Here is a 25,401-nt window from a genome sequence, read left to right as displayed (position 1 = left end):
CCTCCAGCATGAAACTGGCCTCATCGACGGAGCGCCAAAGCCATTGCTTTGCAGCGGATCGAACCAATGGCCTCGTCACAGGCGTCCTTCAACACCCATGGGCGAAGCTCGCTGGCGATTAAGCGCAACCTTTAATTATTATAAGGATATTCCCTTTTTTCGGACATGCGCCAACTCCTCTCTATCGAGCATCACACCCAAGGTGAAAGTCGTCAAAGCAATTGCTGCCCCTGGCCAGAACATAAGTCGAGGATGATCGAAGATAAAGGCGCGGTATTCAAAGAGCATGGAACCCCAATCGGGCTTCGATGGATCCGATCCGAGGCCGATGAATGCCAGCGAAGCATATGAGACGATGGCTAGACCAGCTTGATTTCCCGCATAGGTCACCATCAAAGGCAACGTATTGGGCAGCACGTGTTGAGTCATCATTCTAACGGGTGACACACCAAGACTATGGGCTGCGGTAATAAATGGCTGCCCTAAGACGCGTTTTGTCAAAGAATGAGCAAGCAGAGAATGGGGCCCAATCGCGGCAAGCCCGAGCGCAAGCCCCGCGCTCATGGGGGAGAGGCCGAAAAGCGCTGCGGCAACCAGCGCGATGATCAGCGTCGGCACCAGCACGAAAAACTCGCAACTACGCAAGATCAAGGCTTCTGCCCAGCCACCCAGCACGGCAGCAGACGTGCCTAGAAAACTGCCCGCGACAAAGCCTATCGAGCAGACGGCGAAGATCACACAACCGGTTCTCCACCCACCGACCAGAACGCGGGAAAGCAGATCACGCCCCAGTTGATCTGTTCCTAGAAAATGCTGGCTACTACCAGACGCGTAGCGGTCCAGAAGACTGACCGCGTTCGGATCATGCGGTTGCCATATGCCACCGGCGATCAGAAACGCAAAAACCAGGAGCAGCAATCCGTAGCGGATCATAAACGAGCTCTCGGATCGAGATGATACATGACAAGCTGGGCTGCTGCGTTCAACAATAGCATCCACAGCGCGATGACCATCACATAAGCCTGCAGGACCATCTGGTCCCGAGCCGCTATACTCTGAACCAGAAACTGGCTGATCCCCGGAAGGCCGAACAAGATCTCCATCGTGGCCGTCGATCCTACCACCCACCCAGCTTCAGAACGGACGGCTGCAAGCAGCGCGTATAGTGCGCTCTGGTGACCATGGCGCCACAACGCAGCACCTTGGGAAAGACCCTTCGCCAGCGCTGTGACGAAGTGGGGCGACCGTGTAGTCGCTATAAGGTCGTGGCGGTAGACGCGTGCCAGCGTGGCAACCGAATGAAGTGCAATGAGCAACACCGGCAGGATCAGTGAGGTTGCATCGTTGGAAAACGGTTTTATCCACTTCAACTGCACTCCCAGCACCCATAGCAAGATCAATCCTGACCAGAAACCCGGCACTGCCTGTACGAAAACGGATAGAGCGCGGCTAAATTTGTCTACGGCTCCCCCGGGGGAAGCAGCGGCAAAGAAGCCAAGCGGAATGGCAAGGATCACGGCCAGTAAAAGGCCGGACAGGCCCATGAAGAGCGATAATGGCAGACGCTCAGCAAATTCTCGCAATACCGGCTCCCCGGTGCGAAAGGACCGGCCCCAGTCGCCTGTGAGGAAATTCGACAGCCAATGGAGGTAACGGAACGGAATAGGTTGATCCAGCCCCCATTCGGCGCGCAGAGCAGCATATGTGGCTTCTGTTGCCGGAAGATTCCAAAGGTGTATGGCAATGGAGACGGGATCAGATGGCATCATGGCGATAACCGTGAAGGCGGCGAATGAAATCGCCACCAGCCCGATGACCGATCTGATAAGGGGCCAAGTCAAATTCACTCGCTCTTCGCTTCGCCTATATCTGCTCGCAGGACGTGGTAATCCGATCCCCAAGGTTCATATCCTTGGAGCCATTTCGAGAGTCCAACATGCCATATCGGTGACACGAGAAATGAGACAGGCACCTCCTGAAACAATTTTTGCTGCGCTTGAAGCGCAATGCTGGCGCGGGTCTCCGGGTTGCTTTCCGACGCGAAGCGATCGACGATGGCGTCAAACTCCGGCGATGCGTATTTGGCATAATTCAGCGAAGCGCCACTGCGCAGCATCGAATTCATGAAGAAGGCCGGATCACCGCTTGGCGCCGTGTGTTGCGCCCAAAGTGCGATATCGAAGTCACCAGCGGCGGCGACCTGCTGGATGTTTTCGACCACCTGTGTGTCGAGTTCAACACCCACTCTGGCGAGTTCGGCCTTCACGACGGGAAGCATCGTAACGAGATCGGGACGTTGCGGATAGGTGATCGCCAGCAGGCGCAGCGGCTGTCCATCCTTTTCAAGGACACCGGTGGCGCCCTTTTTCCATCCCGCTTCCTCAAACAGCCTTGCCGCATGGTTTAAGTCTGTCACGCGGGCATCTTTGCCAGCAAACGAGAAGTATGGGGCATAAGCGCCCGTCGCTGGCTCTCCGCCGTTGATGGCCGCCGCCAATTCACGTCGGTCAAACGTCAGATCAAGCGCCTGACGTATCCTGACGTCTCTCAACAGTGGGCGGGTTGTGTTGAGCAATGCCAGATATTGATATCCAACCGGAAAGGATTTGATAGTCAGATCGGGATTGTTTTTCAGTCGGCTGACGACCTCTGATGGCAGTCCGAAAGCGAGATCCAACTCTCCCGCTTCCAGCGCCAGCGTCATACTCTGCGCATCCCCGAACTTTCGGAACTCAACTTGCGAACGTTTGTCTGAACCGGGAAAATAGGTGTTCGGCTCGAGTGTAATGGAAGCGTCACTTTTAAAGGCAGCGATTTTGTAGGGGCCGGTGAACGTTGCCTCACCATTCGCCGAGAGTGTGTAAGCAACCATCGGCCACTCCGCAAACAGAGCAGGGATGTAGGGTATCGGTTTTTCCGTTTTTACCTTGAGCGTTAAGTCGTTGACCGCTTCGAAGCTTAGCTTCCCACCAGTGGCAAGGGCGGCTTTGTTTTTCGCAAACGTGTTCTCAAAACCAGTTGCCAGAGCCTTTGCCGTAACAGCAGATCCATCAGAAAACATGCGGCCTGGCCTAAGCTCTATCGTCCACGTAAAATCGTCGTCGCGCTTGGCACTTTCAGCCAGTTCCGGAACCAGTTTGCCGTCGCGGTCGACGGTAAACAGATTTTCGCCAACACCATGACTCGTCAATGCCCAACCGTTCGAACCTTTGGCCGGATCAGTGCCACTGGTGATGTAGGTCGCACCAACATGGAGTGAGTCCGCAGCGACGGCAGTTGAAGCCGCTGCCATTATGCCAACGGCGGCGAGCCCAGCAAAAGCAACGCAGGACGTGAATCTGGATAACATCTTATCTCCTCGGATCAATTTGGGGATTTTTCAGGCGCTGCTTGTGGCCTGTGGGGTGATACGCATAAGTCTCGACCACACGGCCGCCGAGTAAATGGCAGGATATGATGTCATCCACGGCCTGCTCGGTCACACCGCCGTAATAGGTACCCTCTGGAAACACCTGTAATACCGGTGCCAGACTGCAGGGCCCGAGGCACGTCGACTTCGCCGTCATAGTGCCTTCGCCGACAATGCGCAGTTTCTGACGTTCCTGCTGATTGCGTAGATGGTTCCAGATCGTATCGGCACCTGCGCTGTTGCACGTTGCACCAGAGCAAACGAGAACACGGTACCGCTGCTGCGGCACGATCGTTCCCTCGAGAGCAACAGCTTTTCCTTCGGCACTCTCAACGATTTTCGGCTCCCTCAGAAGATCAGCAACTAGCGGTAACATGAAGGGAGAGGAGGCGATGTCTTGAGTGATCGATACCCCAGGCCATGGCTGTTCCCCGGAGCCTCGCCAGCGCTTTATCGATTTGTCTAACCATCGGAAAAAGCTGGGTTCCATCGGCAAAATCAACGGAAGGATGATGATGTGGTTAAGGTTTCGGGCCACCAGGGCAACCAACCCTTCGAAGAATGAGGGCGTACCTTGTTCGGTAAATGCAAAACTGACGACGTCCTCGGGGCATAACTCGCCCAGTTGCGCTGCCAGTCGCTGCATTTCCCTATGGGGCGCGGCCGCAAAGGCGGATTTTGCAATCAGGAGAATTCCGCGCCTTGCTGGTCGATCTGGATGCTGTTGTTCGCTGCGCACTGCCTGAATCTCAATTGGAGGAGGCAGCAAAAATGATGGCGCATCTGACCACACCGTCAGCACACAATCATTCCTGTGGCACACCCCGACCACGGAATTATATATCGTCAGGCAGGTCTCCTGGCTCGCGGGTCAATGCCGTTTTCCGTCTTCCCGGCAATTCTGCCAGTGACATATCGGACAAACGGCTCGCCGCTTACAGTTGCGGGACAGCTCCGGTTTTGCACCGAATTCCCTCTTAGCTTCCACCGAGGTGAAAGAACCATGACTGGCCAAATCTACATGGCGCGCCATTCCTGTCAACGGCGCAACACCATCGCAAAAGTGTGGCGGACCAACTTGCGATGAAAAAGGATTTCCATTGATCATTTGCAGACCGGCGCACGACGCTGAAGCTCAAATATCTGTACGAACGTCCCTTAGAGTGAATTTACCGCACCCCCTCGACACGATGATCTTGGGCGGGACAGCACTGGAGGTTTCTTCGTCAAATTCTGGCATTCGAGGCAGTGCACCGAGGTGGGTTTCTTCATTTTAAGTCACACGAATTCTCATCCAGCCGATATGTAATGTTATACCATTTATGATAAAGTCATTGCGACGGCAAGCTCGAAATTCGCCACGTTGGAAAAAGGAATCGAGGCCAAGCGTGGACGGAGCCGGTTTCGACTATCAACGCTTCCGCATGCCATCATGGGCTTTCAAGAGTGCCCATGACCCGCAAGCACCGGCACCACTAAGTCCGACGTCCGTCGACAGGCTCCATTCCTTGTCCATCAACGATGCGGGGTTGCCGCTGTGATACCAGTCAGAATTTTGCGGTCAGGTTGAGCCGGAACGTTCGACCCGGTGAAGGCATCAGTCCGAGCGTCAGCGTATCCATGTAATAGGTATCCGCAACATTATCGATGGCGGCATCGATCTTAAGGTTGTCGTTGACCTTATAGCTGGCGAAGAGGTCAACCACGGTGTAGGGTTTCCACTCCACATGGGTCAGGCTTCCACCTGTGGAGTTTGATACCCCCAAAGCGGTCGTGGGACGGTTGCCGATGTAATTCAACCTGCCGCCGAAGGTAAGAGTTTCGTCCAGAGCCCGCATGCCAAGAGTGAGCGAGAGGCTGTCTTTCGGTGGAAGTTGGTTGATGACATAACTATTGGCAACGCCGCCGCTTGAGCAAAGGGCTGTATACGACGTGCCGGAAACTTGTCCGGGACGAGAGCAGAACTCTGTTCGTAGGTAACGGGTGTAGGACAGGTCGCCAAAAAAGTCGCCCGCGTCGTAGGATGCTGCCAGCTCAACACCCTCCAACTTGGCATAGTCGATATTGACGATATAGGCTCTCCCTTGATTGAGAGATCTGGTGAGATAGTTGTCCACCCGATTATGGAAATAGCTGGCCTTCAGTTTGAGTTCGTCTCCTGCGGTGAAGATGCTGTCGCTCATCACATTAGATCCAAACTCCCATGTCCGAGCGTGCTCAGGCCGCAGAGGATTGGCTTGGCCCGGTGGAAAATCGCCGCCGTAGAACGAAAATCCTCGTGTGGTCTCGAAAAGGCTGGGCATACGCAGAGCTTCGGCATATTTCGAGTAGAACTGGATACCATCCCAGGGTTCCACCATAACGCTGCCCATGGGAGCAAAGCCGCTATCTTCATAGGATTGATAAACGCCGGAGTTCGAGGTGGTCACGGCGAGAAGATTGGTCGAGCCGGGATGGGCTCGACGATATGCAGCCCGTTCAGCCGAGGAATTGAAGCTCAGCACCTGGCCATTGTAGCTCAATGGATAGGTGGTCGTTTCCCATGGCCGAGTGTCTCTCGATTTGAACTCTGAATATCTGAGAGAACCGTTCAACGTCAGCCATTGCGTCGGCTTCCATTCACCGGAAGTGAAGATGCTTGCTTCACGGCGGTTTCCCTCTCGCGCATTCGGTAGATTTGCTCCTTCGCCTGGCTCGATAAGCTCGTGCGTGAAGGAGCCTCCGTAGTTGAACGACAGGTCGCCCCAAGCGGTGTCGAAACGTGACGTATTCTCCGCATTGATGCCCCAGCGCCGGTTCGCAGCACCATAGTAGTTGTCAAAAGTGGGATCAGCCGGCGTGCCGACAGCGGGCCAATACCATTGCATAGGCGTTGTGAGATCGGCGTTCGTCATCCATGCAGACAGTTTGACGTTCACAAGATCTGAATCCTCAGGATTCCAGCCATATTTGGCTGTATACGTATCCATCTCCACTTGGCTCAACGTGGCTTGATAGGCCCCATAATCTCCTGAATATACGATCTGGGACGGCATGATCTCTCCATATCGGCTTTCATAATGAATGTAGCCGAGATCGATCTTCTGATCGTAGGGTAACCGAACGGTGGTTTTTAAGAGGGTCGAGGTGTTGCTCTGCGACGTGTTGAGAACCTCCTCTCCCGCACGGAACCGGTTCAGGCCGGAGAACCCGACTGCAGTCCAACCGGGTCGAGGGAGACTGCAAGTCAACTGTTCTGTGACCCTGCCGCAATCAGGAAACAGAACTGGACTGGGCACATCGCCCTTCGTGCCGGCGTGGTAATTACCGTTCTGGCGACGGGCAAAGCCAGCGACGATATCGAGGTTTTCAGATCGATAGGCAGCGGCAACACTGCCGTTGCCGCCGGTTGGCTCCAAAAACCCAGGCCTGTCCATACCGTCTGATCCCCCAAACGAGCCGGGCAACGATGCGCTTGGATAAGCCTGCTGGCCGTATAACCCGCCTGTCGTGTAGAGTGGCGGAATGGATGAGCTGTTGGAGTTGAATCCCCCCTTGAAGCGTACACCGAAGCTTTTATCGGGAAGGAGAATGTCGTCGGGCGTGATCGTATTCATTCGAACGACGCCACCGATCACACCTGCTCCATCCGCGCTGCTGTTCGGCCCCTTCTCCACCATGACACTGCCAATGAAGTCCGGATCTATGAAAGAGCGCCCCGCGACGCCCGCATATCCCCGATAGACGGTTGTTTCTTGTTGCGCACCGTCCACGACCACTGGGACGCGCCCCTGCCCTTGCATGCCGCGTATGTTTACGTCCAGCGCAGCACCATTGCGGTTATCGCCATTGAGCACGCCTGGTGTTCCGGAAAGCATGTCGCCCACGGAGGTGCCGCGAAACCGTTCGATCTTCTCCCCGGAAATATAGGTGCTGGATCCGGCTGTCCGATAAGGATCGTCCGCCAGGGTTCTGGATCCTTTGATCACGATGGGGCGAAGAACTGTCGCACCCTCGGCGGACGAGGCACCACTGTCGACGTGAGCGCTGATGATGACGGTACGAGGACCCAGGAAACGGTAGGTCAGGTTCGATCCTGCAAGGATTTCGGCAAGCGCCCTCTCAGCAGTGAGAGTGGAGTGTACCCCGCGGGTCCGATGATCGCGCACCGCTGCCGCATCGACAGAGATTTGAAGTCCAGATTGCTGGCCAAACAGGGTCAGGGCGCTCGCCAGTGGCTGTGGAGCAATCGCAAACGCTTTCTGCGCGTCTGCCACCTCCTGCGCCCTGGCGTGCCCGGTCATCGCCACAAGAGCACCATTGAGCGCGGTTGCCATCAGCAACGCCGTTGTCCAGATCGCGCGAATTGTCCTGTTGTTTCTCTTCTCAGCCATTTTTTGAACGCCCCTAATGCACTTCCGAGGGTAAGCGGACGGCAGCGCCGTCGACCTCCTGAACAAGAAACGGATGGGCATTCGAAATTTTCAGGAAAAAATGCAGTGCGGGGAAAACAACCAGGTGGAAGAGCCTGAATTCGGGCGCAAACGCCTATCGAGCGGAGACGACGGCGAGCCACGATCCCGCGGTATAGATGTTCGCTCCCTGCGACTGCGCCACGGCGCGAAGCGCCGTGATGGGGTCGGCAAGATCGTAGACCCCGGTCACTCGCTTGTCGCGCAGGCCAGGTGCCGCGACGATGATGCGGCCACGGTAATACCGGTTCAGCGCATCGATAACATCACTGACAGCAACGTCCTCGACCATCAGCGTGCCGTTGCGCCATCCGCCAACCGCAGAAGTCGAGGTCGTGCCGCGCTCGATCGTACCTTTCCAGTCGACGCGCTGCCATTCACCTGCTTCGAGTGGCGGCCCGGCCTTCCCGTTTCCACAGGCGGGACAGTCCACCAGCACACGACCATGCGCCACCGAGACAGCTACTCCATCGCTGTTCATGCGAATATTGAAACCGGTACCGAGCACAGTTGTTTCAACACCTTGAGCGTCGACCGTGAAGGGCCGAGACGGGTCGTGCGCCACCTCGAAATAAGCCTCCCCTGCGAGCAGCCGCACGTCGCGCCGTCCTTGAGCGAAAGACAGCGAGACGGCGCTGTCGGCACCGAGGGTCACGATAGATCCGTCTTCAAGACGAACCTGCTGGCTTTGGCCCGTGCCTGTCTGGTAATCCGCTCGGAGCCAGAGACCTGCCGTTGGTGCGACCAAGATGGTGATCACGGCCAGCGCACCAGCGAGAGCCGCCGCCAGAACGGGACGTCGCAACTGCCAAACGCGGCGTGGCGAGTTGGCTGGAAAAGCAGGCCTTACGACAGCAGCCGATCTGTGCGAACCGTCTTCGGATGCCGGTGCGTCGAGCGCCGGCTGCACGGCACCAAGAACGTTCCAGAGGCACTGCGCATTATCCCAAGCCTGCGCGTTCTCCGCAGAAGCAGTCTTCCAAGCGAGGAAGCGCGTCAAAACGGATTCATCGTTATCCTCTTCGCGCAGGGCAACCAGCCACTCGAGCGCTTCGCGCGAACGTTTATCAATATCGCTATCGTGCTGAATGATGATGGGTCCCTGCTTATTGATCTCGTCGTAAGTGAACCAGCGGCCCTTTAGGCCATCTTCTATTCGAAATAACGTATAGGGCGCGGCTTTTTTTAAAACTATTCCCGTCACGGATCATTTTGTTCTCGCCACCTGACGGCGGCAAGCCTCCAACCCGTCAACGACCAAAGAATGGGCTAGCGATACCGAGATATCGAGCCGCAGTGCTATATCTTTCAACTTGCAGCCCTGAAACCTGTATAACTCCACAGCAAGACGAGTGCGTGGAGGAAGCGCCTCCAGAGCCTTCATGACAGCGACGAGTTCGTCGCGGTCGATCGCGATCTGTTCAGGAGATGGCGCTGTCTCCCCGATTTCTTCGGTCAGCGCAGAAGCATCGAACATCCGGCCTTCGAACATGCAGCGACGTAGGGCGTCCAGAGAAAGATTTCTGACAATCCTTTTCAGATAACCAACTGGTTGCTCCGGTCGGAGCCGAGCGTCGGCTGAATTCCACCGCAAAAAAGCTTCCTGAACAATGTCCTCTGCGCGAGCCCTGTCACCGAGAATGGCAGATGCGAGATCGATCAGCTCGACCCGGTGCAGTAAATAGAGGTTCAGCGATCTGTCCGAATAGCCCAATATCCCACTCCCGGAGGCAACCAAGCCACTGCCCGGAAAACCTCGATGCCGCTGGCAACAAAGCAACGGCAGGCACCCTTTTTTTCGTGTCCAGCCTGACGTGCATCGCTCGCCGTTTGCTGATGGCTACATCATTTTCCAGGCCAGCCCGGTTAGTCTGAGAGGTGAGCCGGTTGGTCGAAGTGCCCTATGCCGCACGGGGAATAGCGGGTCCTGATCACAACGGATGTCTCTCTCGACTCGCCTCTCTTCTTGACCCCGCCGCAGCCTGCAAGAAAAGCGCACGACACGATTGCTGGACGTCGATAAGTGTCGAGGAGACGCCGCGCAACAGGAATGTCATGGACTGAAACACCCCATTTCTTGGCGGAAATTAAAACTTGAGTATTAAATTCTTGTTTTTGTTGAGCACCGGCCGGTGCGAATGCTGATGACACGCATAGACCCCAGGTTTGAATCCCAGACCTGTGTCACAATTCCGCAACATTAATCCGTTCCCACAAGACCACGAAGCTTGCAGCCTTCCTCATGACCGATAGCCGGTCTCAGCGGAGAGCTGCTCTGGATCGGACCGGTGCCGATGTCGTCGCACGGCCCGACCTCCACGCTCCTGCGAACAATCTCGTTTTCCCCCACCCGATCCCGACCGGCCTGCTGGCCACACTGATAGCGAGCCTTTCCTGTTTTGCTCATCGGGAGGAAGGTATGGGAACAGTACGAGTTTCCGACCCCGGACGGTGCTCTCTCCGCAGCGGATTGCTGCGAAAACGCAACCGCTGCGGCTGGTGGCAGGATCTCGGCCATTTCGACACGAATGCCAACGTGCATACCCACCTGCATGTACCCATGCAATTGGGGGGATCCTCGCTTAAAGAATCCACCGGCTATACGAAGCCGTTGACAGTAAAATCGCCGGCGGAAAGCTGTAATTAAGTTTACGTGCGGAGCAGGCTCCAGATTTCGCTCGAGAACCAGACACTCAGGAATTCACCACGTTCGCTGGCCCGCCTGCCGGTCCTAAAATAACGTATGGGCAATCGAAGCGCGTAGTGTATAGTCTCCAAGATGTGGTTGCTAGGCGGTCTGTCGACCTCTGCATTTGGAAAACATCGGAAATTGCACCGGCGGCATCATGAAAAGTTCCGACCCAATGGACGGCTTGCTGGCAGGCGCTAATTCCGGAGATGCGCTCATGTTGCTTTGCTTCAGTATTTGCGCAGCCGGTCAAGTTTAGAAGTGCGTCCTGTATTTGGATCAGGCGACATGTTAAGGGTCAATGGGCTTTTCGAACCACAAGAGCTCAAGCATTGCATTCGCGATCTTGTCGCCCTTTCGACTCTGCCGACAAGCTGGAAAGACTACAACTCGCAGCAAACTGCTGAGAGTGTGGCCGCCGCATTGATTTCCATGCTCAATGCCGACATCATCTATGTGTCCTCACCGGGGCTGGGCGATGACGCCCCCGTGGAAGTGATACGAACGAGCTTCGTAAGCTCTGCCGAAGCGATCGATCGCATCAAAACCATCGTTCGTGGTGCCTGGCTGGACAAGCGCAAGCAGGCATTCGGGATCGGCAATACCTTTGGGAATGGCGAATTGCATTTCGCCAGCGCTCCGATAGGCTTTGGCGAAAATGCGGGGATTGTTGCAGGCTCCCTCCATCCTCATTTTCCAAGCGATGCCCATCGGCTGCTTCTCGAAATTGCCGCAAGCCATGCGACACTGGCTATTGAGCGCGGATATGCGGATGCCCAGCAACTGCGTATGGCGAGCCTTGTGGAGCGATCTTCCGAACTCGTTGGCTTTGTCCGGTTAGAAGGCAGTGTTGACTATCTGAACAAGGCTGGCTGCGAACTGCTGGGGCTCTCTGGCCCCCAGGAAGCACGGCATCTCAACATCATCGATTTCATAACTCCAGATCAGCAAAGCCGGGCGCGCCGCAAGTTGCTGCCACAGGTTATGGAGACTGGTCGCTGGCTTGGAGAGCTCAATTTCCGACACTTCAAAACAGGAGAAGACATCCCTTTTTTGGTAGATTGGTTCCGCATCGACGATTTGCTTACGGGCCGTCCTACAAATATGGCGACAGTCAGCCGCGATCTAAGAGGGCAAAAAAAAGTAGATAAGAACCTTCAACGCCTGAACGTGTTACTTGAGCAGCGGGTGTCCGAACGTAACTCGGAGTTGGCAGAAGCGCTTAAACGGCTAACCTTTGAAGCCGCTGAACACGCGCTTGCAGATGTCCGCGCTCAGGAACTGCAGCTAGAGCTCCTTCATGCGTCCCGCCTCAGTGCAGTAGGGCAAATGGCTGGCGCATTGGCGCATGAATTGAATCAACCGCTCACCGCGCTGACAAACTTGGTCAACGCTGGACGCCACATGATCTCAAAAAACACGCATACGGTGGAGTCGGTGCAAGAAGTGCTCCATGAGGCTTCAGCCCAGGCACTGCGCGCCGGCGAGATCGTCCGCCGCCTCAGAGAGTTCGTTAAGCGGGGCGAGACGGAAATGCGGATAGAAAAACTCCCTGACTTGATCCGCGAAGCCAGCGCCCTCGCTTCCATGGGAAGCGGAACACACGGGGTACGCACCAAGCTGAAATTTGACCCGCGCGCCGATGCGGTATTGGGGAACCGAGTTCAACTCCAACAGGTCATGCTCAACTTGATACGCAATGCGCATGAGGCAATGGTGGAGAGTGAGCGACGCGAGTTGGTGGTCTCGACATCACGGCTCGACGAGGAAACGATTGAGATCTCGGTGGCAGATTGCGGACCCGGTGTTCCGGATGAGATTGCCGAGCATCTTTTCGAACCCTTCCACACAACGAAACCGGACGGGATGGGCTTGGGGTTGTCGATCTGCCGCATAATCGTCGAAGCTCACGGCGGCACGCTGCAATATGAGCCTAACCTCGGAGGCGGAGCGATCTTTCGTATAAACTTCACTTTCCCACGGGAGCAATGAAATGGAGGTAGGTACGTCTCCTTTCGTTTATGTTGTTGATGACGACCCAGCGGTACGTCGTTCGCTGGAGCGCCTGCTGGACGCAGTTGGTTTCCGGGTGACTTCCTACGCGACGCCCAAGGCATTTCTCGGTGTGGCGGAAGATTTGGCTTTAGGCTGCGTTCTGCTGGATCTTCGCATGCCTGAGATGGATGGCTTCGAGGTTCAGGCTCGCCTGCTGTTGATCAACCCTGGTTTGCCGGTCATCGTAATAACGGCTGAAGGTGATGTCCAAAGTGCTGTCCGTGCGATGAAGGCAGGAGCAGTAGACTTCATCGAGAAGCCATGTTCTGACGAGACTCTCATTTCGGCTATTGAATCCGCGTTGCGTGGCATCGGCATGAAGGGTCGGACAGAAGATATCGCTGCCGCGGCTGTGCTAATAGGGACGCTCAGTCCACGGGAGCGGGAAGTTCTGGAAGCACTGGTCGCCGGGCAGCCAAACAAGGTCATCGCCTTCAGGCTCGGCATCAGTGTGCGCACCGTCGAGGTTCACCGCTCACGCATGATGGAACGTTTGGGCGTGCGTCAACTGGGCCAAGCGGTCAAACTTTCAGTTCTCGCAAGCCTGGCAGAGGGTGGGTGAATGGCACCTGCGGCACCGGTAGAGGCTAGCCCGCGGGCCGCTACACTTATCATGCTGCACGCCGAAACAGCCGCGACACCTGGATCACCCCATCACTTCGGCAACAGGCACTTCGGCAACAGGCCGCGAGTTCCGGGATCTGCGGCACGAGTCGTACAGAGTCGACTCAGGCGGCGGACGGCGAAGCATCCATCGCTTCCTGTATTGACATACCAAGCTCGCGTGCGCTGAATCCGCCTTGGTGTCGCAAGCCGTTCACAAAGAATGTCGGCGTTCCGTTGACACCGCTGCGGACACCACCAATGAAGTCAGCCTGAATTTTGTCGGCGTGCATCGACCGAGCGATCGACTCGCGAAGTGCGATCTGCGACAGCTTCAATGTTCCGGCAATGGCAAAAAGAAGTTGCATGCTAAGCCGGTGCTGGTTCAAAAAAATCGCATCATGCATGTCCCAAAACACGCCTTGATCGCCGGCATACTCCGTCGCCTCGGCTGATGACGCTGCGAAAGGATGAACCTCGACCAATGGGAAATGCCGAAAGACGACACACAGCTTCTGACCATACAGGCTCTCCAAGGATCGGACGACGGGATTAGCGAGAGCGCAGAAGGGACACTGGTAGTCGCCATACTCCACGAGCGTGACGCTTGCGCTTTCACCACCACGCTTGTGATCGCGCGCATTAACGGGAACTTTGAGCGTCGACATTTTTTTGCTCCAGGTTTGGCATCTGATCGAGCGCGTCAAGAATGACATCCGCTCCGGGATTGACCGCGACCGGCGACAAATAGCTCCACGCGATCGTGCCGTTCTCGTCAACGATAAAAAGGGCTCGAGCGCATTCGCCGACGTCATCGCGATAGACGCCATAGGCCTGAGCCACCTGCGCCTTGGGGTGAAAATCCGACAGCAACGGGAAATGGAGGTTCCGATCCCGAGCGAAGGCCTGGTGACACCAGGCGCTATCGACAGATATGCCCAGTAGGGACGCGCCCTTGTTTCGAAATTCGGAAAGCACGTGATTGTAGAGGGTCATCTGGTCCCCGCAAACTGGGCTCCAATCTGCGGGATAGAAGGCCAGGATCACGCGCCGGCCCGTAAACTCGGACAGCGAGAGGGTTTGATCCGGCGTTACGCGTAAGGCAAAAGCGGGCGCCTTTGTTCCCCGTGAAAGAATCTCCGACATATGTTGCTCCTGTCACTCTGTTATTCCCGTGGTGGAATGAGCGAGATCGCCTTGCAGGCCGACGCTTTGAGATCTCAGCTTGTAGGCCAGAGCCAGCAGTGTCGCCCCTAGAACAACGGCGTGTGCGCCGGTCCAGAAAGTCAGCACGAGGGCCCCGACAAAAGGCCAGAAGATCAGCAGAACTCCGAAGACGACGCTCGCGATGCCGCCAACCACCAGCCAGACGCGACCGTGATCGATCTTGAGCCGATAAGCCGAGATCAGCATGAAGGTGCCAGATACCATCGCCCGTGAGGCGAGGAGAATGACGAACGCCAAGATTGTAATACCGGGCCACAAGATCGCGACCGCACTGGCGGCGACACCAAGGATGCCGCTGAGCAGCAGCCAGATCCAGCGCTCTCCTCTTCGCGCACCGCGTATCGATGCAACGATCCCGAAGATCCCGTCGATAAAACTGAACACGGCGAAAACCATCACAAATGAGAGCATCGTGATAAACGGCATCGCGAAAACGGCGATGCCGAACAGGATCGCGACAACGCCCTGCAACGCGACTGCCCACCAGTTTCTTGCGAGCATGTCATTCATCGACTCAAATTTGCGGCTATCGGGCGATGCGATAATCATAGTGTTCTCCGTTCGCGTCCGGGATTTAAGTAACCAGTTGGCGCTGACAGCGCGTGCTGGCATGCACGACACGCCATAAAGGATAGGGTAGTTGTGCCGGGCGAGCCGTGATGATCGTCAGTTTTTAGTTCACCGGTAGCGTTGTGTTGATCGGCAGAGGAGGAAGCCGAAATGCCACACCTGGGAATCTCCGCAGTGAATAAGTCGCCTGCGCCTCGCCCGTGGCCGCTGGTCGTTCTGTAAAGGGCTGGAAAGCTGAGCTTGATCGCTGTCCGCATTGGCAGGCGTATCGCCACTTCCAGACGAAAAGTTGAGCTCACGCCGCAAAGAACTCAGCCGCGCATGACTTGGTGCCAGCAAGGCAGCTTGAGTGGAGCGACATCCATCTTCTTGCTTTTCTGGCGGACCACAAGGACGTTCCGACGCGTGCGCCCTCGACGCATCCGCGCCCTTTCCGGCGGGATGAGCGTTGCGACCGTGATCGCCGCAAAAACGTTCAAAGCGGCAAACGTGACAGAACCATCCTGCGCGAAAACAAAATTATGTCTCCGGTTCGGCTACACCATCGGCAAGGCGCGGTTGAGAGACGCCTCGATCTTTCAGGTTGTTTCGGCACCTGGGTCAACGGGCGCTTATGCCGTCTTCCCTCGTCTGTCCCTGCACCAGTTCCACCCTAACTGTGTCTACGACGCGGGTCGCGTCATCCTTCGTTTTGCCGCACAGCAGCAAAGCCCGGTCGGCAAGAGCAAGACCAGCGGCTAGATTTTCCGGAAACACCGCAGTCGCGTTGAGTTTGGCAAAGTCCGCTATGTCGAGGTCATCAGCCGTTGATACGAGCGACGCTGGAGCCCTTTCAAGAGCCTTCACTTGATGCAGGATGCGTTTCACCGTGCCTTGATGATCGAACGTAATGACAACCAGAACGGCTTGATCCAGCCCTGCCGCCTCGAGAATGCGTCGATGTCCTGCGTCGCCGAATACGACCTTTTGAGATTTCCGCTGGGCAGTCCGAAACCGCGGCAGATCCATCTCAATCGCCACGTAAGGGACCTCCGCCGATTCCAGGACCGTTGCGACGAGGCGACCAACACGACCACAACCACACAAGATGACGTGATCCCGGAGGCCAAAGCTATGGGCGCGGATCAAAGCTTCCGTTGCGGCGATGCGACGATCTCGACGACCGAATGGCCAACCGGCCCAGTGGTTGCGCTGGATGATGAGCGGGGCAACACCCATCGTGAGGGCAAGAGCAATCAGTATCGGCTGCCCCAGTTCCGGCGATATAACGCCGGACTGAAGCGCAAGCGACATAAGCAGTAATCCAAACTCGCCGCCATGCGCGAGAATAACAGCGGTCCTTGCCGCTGCCTCGCGGGGCGCCCCGGCGATCAGTCCTGTCACAAAGGTCAGCAGCACCTTTACGGGAACAAAAACCAGCACCCAAAGGATGATCGAGAGGGGAAATCTCGGTATTGCCGACAGGTCGATACCCATGCCCACGGTGATAAAGAACAGCCCGACCAAAACGTCGCGAAACGGCCGGATGTCCTCCTCGACGCGATGGCGAAATTCGCTCTCACCGATGACGATGCCCGCGACAAACGCTCCGATCGCAGGAGCAAGACCTGCAAGGTGAACGAGATAGGCGGTGCCTATCGCGCTCATCAGCACCCACAAAAGGAAGAGGTCGGCGGAACGTGACCTGAGAACCCACGAGAACCCGAAGCGGATCAAAGGCCGCGCGATGACGGCTGCCGCGAGCAGCGCACCGGTTGCAACTGAAATTTGTTTGAGAAATGCCATGGGCTCCAGGGTTTCGCCTTGCGACAAAGCGTCCGCCAGGATGAGAAAGGGGAGTGTTGCCAGGTCTTGGAACAGCAATATTCCAAGCGCCAGCCGTCCGTGCCGACTGGTCATTTCGCCCTGCTCAGCGAGTTGCTTAAGGGCGATGGCTGTCGACGACATCGCGATGGCGCCGCCTATGATAATTGCCGGCTGTAACGCTACGCCGCTCAGGAACAGCCCGGTGGCCACGAAAGCGATCGTCATGCCAACCTGCAGGCTGCCAGCACCAAGCACATCCCATCGCGCGCGAATAACGGTGGGAACAGAGAATTCGAGGCCGACCATGAACATGAGAAAGATCAGGCCAAGTTCCGCTAGAAACCGTGTATCCTCCGCCGAACCGAAAACGCCGAGGCCATGCGGCCCGAGCGCCACACCGACAAGAAGATAGCCTGTGGCGGCTGGCATCCGAAGGAGGCTTAGAAGACCAACCGCAAATCCCGATGCAACGATGAGGATAAGTGTCCGGGCTAGCAAATCGTGCATTTCGGCCTCGGGTCTCTGCGGCGGATACGACATGGCAACTGAACGTCCGGACCAGATTCCTTCCTGGCACGCTGACGCCCTTCGGAAGGGTCAGCGCAAGGACCATTCTCCCGGCAACTGGCCATTTCAGGGAAATCTGAACTCGCAGGTCTTCGAGGCAGGCCAAGATGTGGGGCGTTGCGCGAACGAAGATCACTCGGGAGACATGAGCTGATTCCGGCCAGACCAACCCGGTCCAGATCCATCTCCTCTTGCCGATCAGTTCCCGGACTTTCCTGAGGGATCAAGCGACCAACTCCTCTCGAAGGATCACAGCCGGGCCAAGCAATAGCCCGGCTGATATCAACGGTGATTGATCACGGCGAGATGGTAATTCGGTTGTCCACCTTGGTGACGCCAGGCGCACGCCAAGCTGCGCGCTCGGCTTCCTGCCGTTCCGCCCACGAACGAACGGTGCCTGTGAGGGTCACCTCCCCGCCGCTGGCGGTTACGGTCACCCGGTTCGCATCGACCTCAACCATTCGTTTCAGAGCATCCTCGATCTTCGATTTGATCTCTGTTGGAGTGGCGCGCGGCTTCAGTGTGACCAGGTTGGAGATACCCCGCACACCCTTGACCTTTCGCACAGCGACCTCGGCCCGATTGCGTTGATATTCCCACTCGACATTGCCTTCGAGGGTCACCCAGCCGTTTTTGACGACGACTTTGATGTTTTCGTGCGAGTAAGGCAGTTCATACTTGAGCGCTTCGACGGCGGAGCGCGCAATTTCGGGATCGGGTCTTTCGTGGATCGAAGGCAACCGGACTTCGATATCGTTGGCGACGCCGAGAACGCCCCTAACCCTTTTCGCCGCTTTCTCCGCCTCATACTTCTGGGTGAAGCTGCGCACAAAGCCGCTCAGCGTGACCACCCCGTTTTTCACTGCAACCCCGACATCTGAAGCATCGATATCCGGATCCCATTTGAGTTCGCTTTCCACGTCTCGCTTGATGTCACTGTCTGTTGTCATGTCGCGATCCTCCGCTGTGAGTGATGAAGCTACACGTCGAAGGCTTCCTTCGTACGCAGCATCCAGAAGCTAGCTCGCCTATGGTGGTTCGGCCTTGACGGTCATCAGCTTTGCCGGGAATCCCGTTGAAGACATTCGCTCGCTCGTAAAACAAGAAAGCCCGCAACCGTGGGCGGTCGCGGGCAACGGGGGCGTTTCATAGGGAGAGATGAATTAACCCGCCTGGACTGAAACGCGGCGGGCCTTAGCCTGTGGCTCCGTGGACTTTGGTATGGTGAGGGTTAGCACGCCGTTCCTGAATGTGGCCGTGGCCGCGTCAGCAATGATGCCGTCGGGAAGCGTTATCGTTCGCTCGACGGTGCCATACGCTCGCTCTTTGACGAGAACGCTATTTTCCTCGAGTTCATACTCCGACTTCTTCTCGCCACGGATCGTCAACAGACCGTTGCTGATCGACACATCTATGTCGGCTTCGCTGATGCCCGGCAATTCTGCGGTGACTTTGACCTCTTTGCCGTTATCAACGACATCGACACGAACGTCGTCCAGATGAGACGTCCGATCGATAGCGGCGAACGGATAGGAAATGGCGCGCCAAAAATTGTCGAAAGCGCGCTCAACTTCCGTTTGCAGCCCCGACATCGGGTCTATCGGTGCAGAGCGGGCGGTAACGTCGCGGCCGGAGCCTCGCCAGGGAACGAGATCTGTGATTTTCATTGCATGTCCTCCATCATCCCGCTTTGACGCTTATCTTGGCAGCGGGGGATGGCGCGGCTTTAGGCAGTGTCAGCCGAAGAATGCCGTCCTTGAAAACGGCCTCGATCTTCGCGGTATCGATAGGCTCGGAGACTGTAAAGCTGCGCTCATAGCTCCCATCACGATACTCCGCATGCACCAGCGCATAACCTTCAGGCGCAGTGGAAACCGATCGAGCGGAGATTCGCAGGACACGCTGGTCGAGCGTGACATCAAGACTCTCCGGATCCGCGCCCGGCATGTCGAGTATGAGATGAACGCCAGACTTGTCTTCGATGATATCGGTTGGCGGGTTGAAGACAGGTCCGGCACGGGTGCCTTCTGCAGATGCTGTGCCGTTGAGTTGGTGATCGGTCATTGTGGTTTCTCCTCAGGACCGGCTGACGGTGATCTTGTGTGGCCTATCCGCATCTGGACGGGGTAGATCGAGCCGGAGCACGCCGTCCTTAAAAGTCGCGGTCGCCCGTTCGCCGTCGACCCGGAACGGCAATATCAGGTTCCGGGCAAAGGCACCGGTGACGCGTTCCTGGCGATGAATGACAGCATCCTCCGCCAAGGGTTCCATCGCTCGCCTGCCACTCAAGGTAACGGTGTTGTAATGGACCGCGACGTCGAGATCCTGCGGCGACACGCCGGGTATCTCGGCTGTGATCACCGCTCCATTGGTTCCGGCCCAGACATTCATCAAGGGTAATTCGGGTCCATCCGCCAGCCGGAAATTGTCAAACAGACGACTCATGTTGCCTTGCGCGGAACGCACCTGGCGGAGCGGGTCGAACCATCGCCCCGTGTTTTCGATGTTAGGCTGCATGCCGATCTCCCTTCTTGAATAGGAACAACGTCCAGGTCTTCAAAGGTGCATCCGCGATGCGCAGGTCACATTGATGACCGTCAGTTTCAGGCCTTAAAATTCGTGTATTTGTTTTGGGGTCCTGGCAAAAATCTCCAGCGGCCTCCCCGACGAGGGGACGTTTACGAAGGGCGGGGCAGCGAAGATGCCGATAACCAATGGCGATCCATATGCAACCCTCGGCGTCAAGCGCGATGCCTCGCAGAGCGATATCCAGTCGGCCTATCGCCGCAAGGCAAAAAAGCTCCATCCCGATCTCAACCCCGGAAACAAACAGGCTGAACAGGATTTCAAAGCACTGTCGGCAGCCTACGAGATTCTGCGCGACGAAGAAAAACGCCGCAAATTTGATAATGGCGAGATCGATTCGACGGGCACGCAAAGGCAAGAACGGCGATACTATCGTGACTTTGCCGATGCCGGCACGGCTGGTGGGTCCTACGACGATGGCGATGGCTTCGCGGATTCGGCCGGCGGCGACATCTTTGCCGAATTTTTCTCTCGTCAAGAGCGGCGGGGTTTCCGCGTGCCCGGTGCCAACGTCCGGTACTCAATGGAGATCGACTTTCTCGATGCGGTCAACGGCAGCACACGCCAGGTCAAGCTATCAGACGGCGAGATGGTGGACATCCACATCCCCCCAGGCACCCGAAACGGGCAGACCCTCAGGCTGCGTGGCAAGGGCCACGCCGGCGTAGGTGGGGCGGAAGCCGGTGACGCTCTGATTGAGGTTCACGTTCGCCCTCATCCTTTCTATCGGTGCGAGGGTGATGACATTCATCTGGACCTCCCGATCACGCTTGGCGAAGCCGTCCTCGGTGGCAAGGTTAAAGTGCCGACACCTGCCGGACCCGTGGTTGCGACCATACCGGAGAATTCGTCCAGTGGACGGATTCTGCGCATCAAGGGAAAGGGCGTGGCTCGCCCAAAAGGCTCTCGGGGCGATGTCTATGCCTTGCTGAAAATCATGCTCCCCGAAAGTCCGGACGCCGAGTTGAAGACGTTCGTCGCCCACTGGTCGGCCGGCAAAGTCTATAATCCTCGAGACAGGATGGGAGTGTAGATGATGAATCAAGAAGAATTTGCACATAACCTTCAAATCGATATCGCTCAGTTGCGCGCCTTGACGGAGCGAGGCTGGATATCGCCTTTGATGATCGACGGGCAGGAAACCTTCCGGGACGTCGATCAGGCAAGAGCCGAATTGATAGCCGATCTAACAAATGAAATGGGCATCAATGATGACGGCGTGGAGGCCGTGCTTGCCCTGCTTGACCAGCTTTACAGCCTACGCCACGCCGTCGGCGATCTGATCGACACATTGGAAGGACAGCCCCTTATCATTCGGCGTCGTATCGTCGCGGAGGTCCAAAAGCGCAGGAGACTTGCGCATCTGAGATCGCGTCCGCGTCGATGAAACAATTCAAGACGCGCAAGCCTTGGGTTCCAAGATCACCGACAACAAAACCCGCCACAACCACGTCGCGCCGGGTAGCTCAGCCTGTTCATTGCATCGCGGTTCCATTCTTTTGCTGTCCCTTGATCGCAACACCAACCATCGCAGGCCTGAGCAGCCGGCCGTGGAGCAGATAGCCCGGCTGCAACACCTCAACAACAGTGCCTTCCTCGGCGGTCGCATCGGTGTGCTCGCGAACCGCGTGATGAACGTGCGGATCGAAAGCCGCGCCGAGCGGATCGATACGTTGCAATCCATGGCGGGAAAGCGTGGATAGCAGATTGGATTCCGTCACCTCCACGCCTTTTAGGATCGGGCCGACGGTGTCGTGGTCAGAAGTCCCCTTCGGAACGCTGTCAATCGCACGTCGGAGATTGTCGAGCGTGTCCAGCAGGTCTCCCGCCAATTGCGAGGCCGCAAACTTGACGGCCTCATCACGCTCTCGTTGCATCTTCTGCCGGATGTTCTGCTGCTCGGCGAGCGCCCGCAACAATTTGTCCTTCACATCAGCCAGTTCGGCCTGCAGGGATGCCTCTGAGCCCGTGTCGGGCTCAGATCCAGCACCCGTCGTCTGGCCAGTTGGGTCCGATCTTGCCACGTTCGGCTCGTCCTCTTTCCGAGGGTCCGCGTCAGCCATGGTGCTCGTCCTTGCTGTCGACTTCATCGAAATCAGCGTCCACGACATCCTCGCTCGATGCGCCATCCGACGCGTCGCTGGCTCCAGAAGACGATGCGCCGGATGCTTCATGCACCTTGGCTCCAAAATTAACGGAAGCGATATTGAGGGCCTTCGTCTTGGCCTGTATCTCGTCCACGGAGTCACCTGCAATCGACGACTGTAGTTCTTCGATCGCTTTTTGAACCGGGGTACCGTCAGCCGGTGAAGACTTTTCCTTTGCTTCGTCCAGCGCTTTCTGGCTGATGCCGATCTGCGCATCGGCCTGATTGCGCGCCTCGACCAAAGCGCGCCTCTTTTTATCTGCCTCGGCATTTGCCTCAGCCTCCTTGACCATGCGGTCAATATCGGCCTGAGAGAGTCCACCGGACGCCTGGATCTTGATTTGTTGTTCCTTGCCGGTGGTCTTGTCTTTTGCCGTGACATTCACGATGCCGTTGGCGTCAATGTCAAAGGTCACCTCGATCTGCGGCACGCCACGCGGCGCGGGCGGAATTCCCACCAGATCGAACTGGCCGAGCAATTTATTGTCGGCAGCCATTTCCCGCTCGCCCTGGAAGACGCGGATCGTCACGGCGTTCTGATTGTCTTCCGCTGTGGAGAATACCTGGCTCTTCTTCGCCGGAATAGTGGTGTTGCGCTCGATCAACCGCGTGAACACGCCGCCAAGCGTTTCGATACCCAACGACAGCGGGGTCACGTCGAGCAGCAGCACATCCTTGACTTCGCCCTGCAGTACCCCCGCCTGGATGGCGGCACCGATCGCCACCACCTCGTCCGGGTTGACGCTCTTGTTCGGCTCTCTGCCGAAGATATCCGAGACGGTTTCCTGCACCTTTGGCATGCGCGTCATGCCACCGACAAGAACCGCTTCATTAATGTCCTCGCGCTTTATTTTGGCATCCTTCATCGCCGCCCTGCACGGTTTCTCGGTGCGGCGGATGAGGTCGTCGACCAGATCCTCGAGCTTGCCCCGCCTGAGCTTGATCTCCAGATGTTTTGGGCCATTCTGGTCCGCGGTGATGAAGGGCAAGCTGACTGTGGTCTCCAAAGTCGAAGAAAGTTCGATCTTGGCTTTCTCTGCTGCCTCTCTAAGCCGCTGCAACGCCAGGCGATCTTTACGGAGATCTATTCCCTGTTCCTTTTGAAATTCGTCCGACAGCCAGTCTACGATCCGTTTGTCGAAGTCCTCGCCGCCCAGAAACGTATCGCCATTGGTCGCCCTGACTTCGAATACGCCATCGCCGATATCGAGAAGGGAGATATCGAATGTGCCACCACCAAGATCGTAGACGGCGATCTTTCTGCCATCTTTTTTGTCCAGCCCATAGGCCAGTGCGGCAGCGGTGGGTTCGTTGATGATGCGCAGAACCTCCAGCCCCGCGATCTTTCCGGCATCCTTTGTGGCCTGTCGTTGGCTGTCGTTGAAGTAAGCGGGTACGGTGATGACAGCCTGGCTGACCTTGCTGCCCAGATAGGCTTCCGCTGTTTCCTTCATCTTCAGCAGAATATGGGAGCTGATCTGGCTTGGGCTATATGTCTTTCCCGCGACCTCGATCCACGCATCGCCGTTATCGCCTTTGACGATCTTGTAAGGGACCAGCTTCATGTCCTTTTCCACCATCGGATCATCGTACCGCCGGCCGATCAGTCGCTTAATGGCAAAAATCGTATTCTCGGGGTTGGTGACGGCCTGTCGTTTTGCCGGCTGCCCGACGAGAATTTCGCCGTCTTTGGCAAACGCCACAATAGAGGGGGTGGTCCGACCGCCCTCGGCATTCTCGATGATTTTAGCCTGCGCGCCTTCCATCACTGCGACGCAAGAATTTGTCGTACCCAGATCGATGCCGATTACCTTGCCTGCCATGTTCTTAGCTCCCAATGTTGAGGGCAACGCGACTGCCGCGCCACGTCCGAAGTCTCGCCTGTAAAAGGACTGCCGACCTTGATGCCCGTCAGTTTCACATTCCTATGAGACCAGACGCTCGAAGCCTCTCCCGGGGGGCGGCACCTCTTTTCGTGGAAGAAGGAAGGGGTCGGCTCGGCGAGCATAAGCTCGCAGCATCTTTCACGGCTTTCTTGTCGCCACTTGTGTCCTGTTGATCACGATTTGGCGCGGGCCATGCAGTGAGATCACTCCATGTTCCTGCAAGTCGGTGAAGGCTCTGCAGACTGTCTCGGCAGAGATACCAAGCATGTCAGCAATGTCGTAGCGCGTGATTGGTAATGAGAGACTGTCCTCGTCACTTGCTGAAAGCCTATGATGAAAGTAGGTCAGAAATTCCCTGACCTTTTCCTTTGCGGTCATGGTGCTGATTACCAACAGATGCTCCTGCATGCGTTCCAGCGCTTCGAAGACGTGCCGGTTGATTTCGACGGCAGTCTCCTTGTCTTCCTTCGCTAGAGCCTCCACGCGCTGGCGAGGGTAGCAGGCGACCAATGTTTCGTCCGCTACGGCCTGAACGGCAAATCTATGATGAAGCCGCGATGTAAAACCGAAAAGATCTCCTGGCACGAAAATGTCGACGAGCCGTCGGCGCCCGTCGGCGCTTATCAGATACTTGCGGGCGGAGCCTGACACTATACGATACCAAGTCTCGCTGCGCTCTTCCTGTCGATAGATTTCCTGCTCGCGATGGAAGCGACGAAGATGTGCAAGAGAGCGGAGTTGCGCTGGCTCAGGCATCGGCACTCCAGCCAAGCCTCGTGGATCGATTGAAGTTTCGGACAAGTCAACCATAGCGGGCCCTCCTCGCCAACTCACGTGAGCGTCAAAGGAGCATTGGCCAGACCCGCTCAGATTAGAATTCGTGGAGTCCACGTATGGTAGAATCACGCAAAGAGCCGTGACAGGGTCGGCTTCGCCCAGCATTTGCGTTGCCTGGCAACGTCGCGAATTGCATCGATGTCGTATGCCTTGTCGGCAAGGAACGTTGCGACGGGCCGGAAGTTGCTCAGCAGCCTTTCGGCAATAGGTGCATCGACAGCCTGACCGACCCTGAGTTCCCGCTAAACCGGCCCTGCCGTCTACATCGATAAGAGCATGGGCATCGCCGTCAAGCCGCGGCGGGAACGTCCCCTGCAAGGACCAGCAGGTCCATCCATTTTAGCGTTGGCACCCTGTTGGTGAACGTGGACACAAGAACTGTCGATCATCACGATATCTCCATCGTCACGCCTTGAAACAGCGCCAGAAGACGATCCCAAACGTCCACATTACGCCCAATTGTTCGCCAGCAGCGGGGCAATGACAGCTCTTTCTTCGTCGCTCAATTCGTGACGGCGCATGACACTCTATCTTCCAGAACATCGGGGGCACGAATGAGGGAGAGGTCT

The 25,401-nt window shown here is 56.8% G+C and carries 23 protein-coding genes and 1 riboswitch; of the genes, 4 read left to right on the top strand and 19 right to left on the bottom strand.

Features of this window, described 5'->3' with window-relative positions; genetic code table 11:
• Positions 1–138: 138 nt before the first annotated feature.
• The 8 genes from QE435_RS05750 to QE435_RS05715 form a co-directional block, all read right to left on the bottom strand.
• Positions 139–933, bottom strand: a complete 795-nt coding sequence (locus tag QE435_RS05750; protein ID WP_349040576.1) for an ABC transporter permease — start codon at positions 931–933, stop codon at positions 139–141.
• Positions 930–1,841: an ABC transporter permease gene (locus tag QE435_RS05745; protein ID WP_349040575.1), complete on the bottom strand. Its 912-nt coding sequence runs from the start codon at positions 1,839–1,841 to the stop codon at positions 930–932. Before QE435_RS05745 ends, QE435_RS05750 begins: the two co-directional genes overlap by 4 nt.
• 2 nt (positions 1,842–1,843) lie before the next feature.
• Entirely contained in the window at positions 1,844–3,349 is a 1,506-nt protein-coding gene (locus QE435_RS05740; RefSeq protein ID WP_349040574.1) for an ABC transporter substrate-binding protein, read from the bottom strand.
• Position 3,350: 1 nt separating this feature from the next.
• Positions 3,351–4,211 carry a (2Fe-2S) ferredoxin domain-containing protein gene (locus tag QE435_RS05735; RefSeq protein ID WP_349040573.1) on the bottom strand — a complete coding sequence of 287 codons (861 nt, stop codon included), beginning with the start codon at positions 4,209–4,211 and terminating at the stop codon, positions 3,351–3,353.
• A 29-nt stretch (positions 4,212–4,240) separates the two neighbouring features.
• Positions 4,241–4,430, bottom strand: a riboswitch (cobalamin riboswitch).
• A 526-nt stretch (positions 4,431–4,956) separates the two neighbouring features.
• A complete protein-coding gene (locus tag QE435_RS05730) occupies positions 4,957–7,782 on the bottom strand; it encodes a TonB-dependent receptor (protein WP_349040572.1) in 2,826 nt (941 codons plus the stop codon).
• Positions 7,783–7,936: 154 nt separating this feature from the next.
• Positions 7,937–9,064: a FecR family protein gene (locus QE435_RS05725; protein ID WP_349040571.1), complete on the bottom strand. Its 1,128-nt coding sequence runs from the start codon at positions 9,062–9,064 to the stop codon at positions 7,937–7,939.
• Positions 9,065–9,067: 3 nt separating this feature from the next.
• On the bottom strand, positions 9,068–9,574 hold the full coding sequence (locus tag QE435_RS05720; RefSeq protein ID WP_309769925.1) for a sigma-70 family RNA polymerase sigma factor: 507 nt from the start codon (positions 9,572–9,574) through the stop codon (positions 9,068–9,070).
• A gap of 486 nt (positions 9,575–10,060) precedes the next feature.
• A complete protein-coding gene (locus QE435_RS05715) occupies positions 10,061–10,408 on the bottom strand; it encodes a hypothetical protein (protein ID WP_306928748.1) in 348 nt (115 codons plus the stop codon).
• Between the two features lie 429 nt (positions 10,409–10,837).
• Here QE435_RS05715 and QE435_RS05710 point away from each other — a divergent pair, with 429 nt between their 5' ends.
• Together QE435_RS05710 and QE435_RS05705 are read left to right on the top strand one after the other, a co-directional pair.
• The gene (locus tag QE435_RS05710) at positions 10,838–12,541 is read left to right on the top strand and encodes an ATP-binding protein (protein WP_349040570.1); all 1,704 of its coding nucleotides are present in this window, start codon (positions 10,838–10,840) and stop codon (positions 12,539–12,541) included.
• Between the two features lies 1 nt (position 12,542).
• On the top strand, positions 12,543–13,166 hold the full coding sequence (locus QE435_RS05705; RefSeq protein WP_306928753.1) for a response regulator: 624 nt from the start codon (positions 12,543–12,545) through the stop codon (positions 13,164–13,166).
• A gap of 166 nt (positions 13,167–13,332) precedes the next feature.
• Here the strand turns inward: QE435_RS05705 and QE435_RS05700 are convergent, their stop codons facing one another.
• The 8 genes from QE435_RS05700 to QE435_RS05665 form a co-directional block, all read right to left on the bottom strand.
• Entirely contained in the window at positions 13,333–13,875 is a 543-nt protein-coding gene (locus tag QE435_RS05700) for a DsbA family protein (RefSeq protein ID WP_349040569.1), read from the bottom strand.
• Complete coding sequence (locus QE435_RS05695; RefSeq protein ID WP_349040568.1) at positions 13,850–14,353, bottom strand: redoxin domain-containing protein; 504 nt, start codon at positions 14,351–14,353, stop codon at positions 13,850–13,852. Before QE435_RS05695 ends, QE435_RS05700 begins: the two co-directional genes overlap by 26 nt.
• A gap of 12 nt (positions 14,354–14,365) precedes the next feature.
• Positions 14,366–15,046 (bottom strand): HdeD family acid-resistance protein, encoded by a 681-nt coding sequence (locus QE435_RS05690; protein WP_349040567.1) that lies wholly within the window; start codon positions 15,044–15,046, stop codon positions 14,366–14,368.
• A 558-nt stretch (positions 15,047–15,604) separates the two neighbouring features.
• Positions 15,605–17,317, bottom strand: a complete 1,713-nt coding sequence (locus tag QE435_RS05685; protein ID WP_349040566.1) for a cation:proton antiporter — start codon at positions 17,315–17,317, stop codon at positions 15,605–15,607.
• Between the two features lie 356 nt (positions 17,318–17,673).
• Positions 17,674–18,327, bottom strand: coding sequence for a BON domain-containing protein (locus tag QE435_RS05680; RefSeq protein ID WP_306928760.1), 654 nt, complete (start codon positions 18,325–18,327; stop codon positions 17,674–17,676).
• A 213-nt stretch (positions 18,328–18,540) separates the two neighbouring features.
• Complete coding sequence (locus tag QE435_RS05675; protein ID WP_349040565.1) at positions 18,541–19,044, bottom strand: Hsp20/alpha crystallin family protein; 504 nt, start codon at positions 19,042–19,044, stop codon at positions 18,541–18,543.
• A 13-nt stretch (positions 19,045–19,057) separates the two neighbouring features.
• On the bottom strand, positions 19,058–19,441 hold the full coding sequence (locus QE435_RS05670) for an Hsp20/alpha crystallin family protein (protein ID WP_349040564.1): 384 nt from the start codon (positions 19,439–19,441) through the stop codon (positions 19,058–19,060).
• Positions 19,442–19,453: 12 nt separating this feature from the next.
• Positions 19,454–19,894, bottom strand: a complete 441-nt coding sequence (locus tag QE435_RS05665; RefSeq protein WP_306928766.1) for an Hsp20/alpha crystallin family protein — start codon at positions 19,892–19,894, stop codon at positions 19,454–19,456.
• A 184-nt stretch (positions 19,895–20,078) separates the two neighbouring features.
• Between QE435_RS05665 and QE435_RS05660 the strand changes: the two genes are divergently transcribed.
• Both QE435_RS05660 and QE435_RS05655 read left to right on the top strand, forming a co-directional pair.
• On the top strand, positions 20,079–20,996 hold the full coding sequence (locus tag QE435_RS05660; RefSeq protein ID WP_349040563.1) for a J domain-containing protein: 918 nt from the start codon (positions 20,079–20,081) through the stop codon (positions 20,994–20,996).
• Positions 20,997–21,350, top strand: coding sequence for a chaperone modulator CbpM (locus QE435_RS05655; RefSeq protein ID WP_349040562.1), 354 nt, complete (start codon positions 20,997–20,999; stop codon positions 21,348–21,350). It abuts the gene before it with no gap.
• A gap of 88 nt (positions 21,351–21,438) precedes the next feature.
• Here the strand turns inward: QE435_RS05655 and QE435_RS05650 are convergent, their stop codons facing one another.
• From QE435_RS05650 to QE435_RS05640, 3 genes are all read right to left on the bottom strand, one after another.
• On the bottom strand, positions 21,439–22,026 hold the full coding sequence (locus QE435_RS05650; RefSeq protein ID WP_349040561.1) for a nucleotide exchange factor GrpE: 588 nt from the start codon (positions 22,024–22,026) through the stop codon (positions 21,439–21,441).
• Positions 22,019–23,932, bottom strand: coding sequence for a molecular chaperone DnaK (gene dnaK, locus QE435_RS05645; RefSeq protein ID WP_349040560.1), 1,914 nt, complete (start codon positions 23,930–23,932; stop codon positions 22,019–22,021). The genes QE435_RS05650 and dnaK overlap by 8 nt, the downstream gene beginning before the upstream one ends.
• Positions 23,933–24,133: 201 nt before the next feature.
• The gene (locus QE435_RS05640) at positions 24,134–24,751 is read right to left on the bottom strand and encodes a helix-turn-helix domain-containing protein (RefSeq protein WP_349040559.1); all 618 of its coding nucleotides are present in this window, start codon (positions 24,749–24,751) and stop codon (positions 24,134–24,136) included.
• Between the last annotated feature and the right edge of the window lie 650 nt (positions 24,752–25,401).

The organism is Agrobacterium sp. SORGH_AS 787 (genome assembly GCF_030819035.1).
Lineage (GTDB): Bacteria > Pseudomonadota > Alphaproteobacteria > Rhizobiales > Rhizobiaceae > Agrobacterium > Agrobacterium larrymoorei_B.
This window is presented reverse-complemented; position numbering and strand designations above follow the sequence as displayed.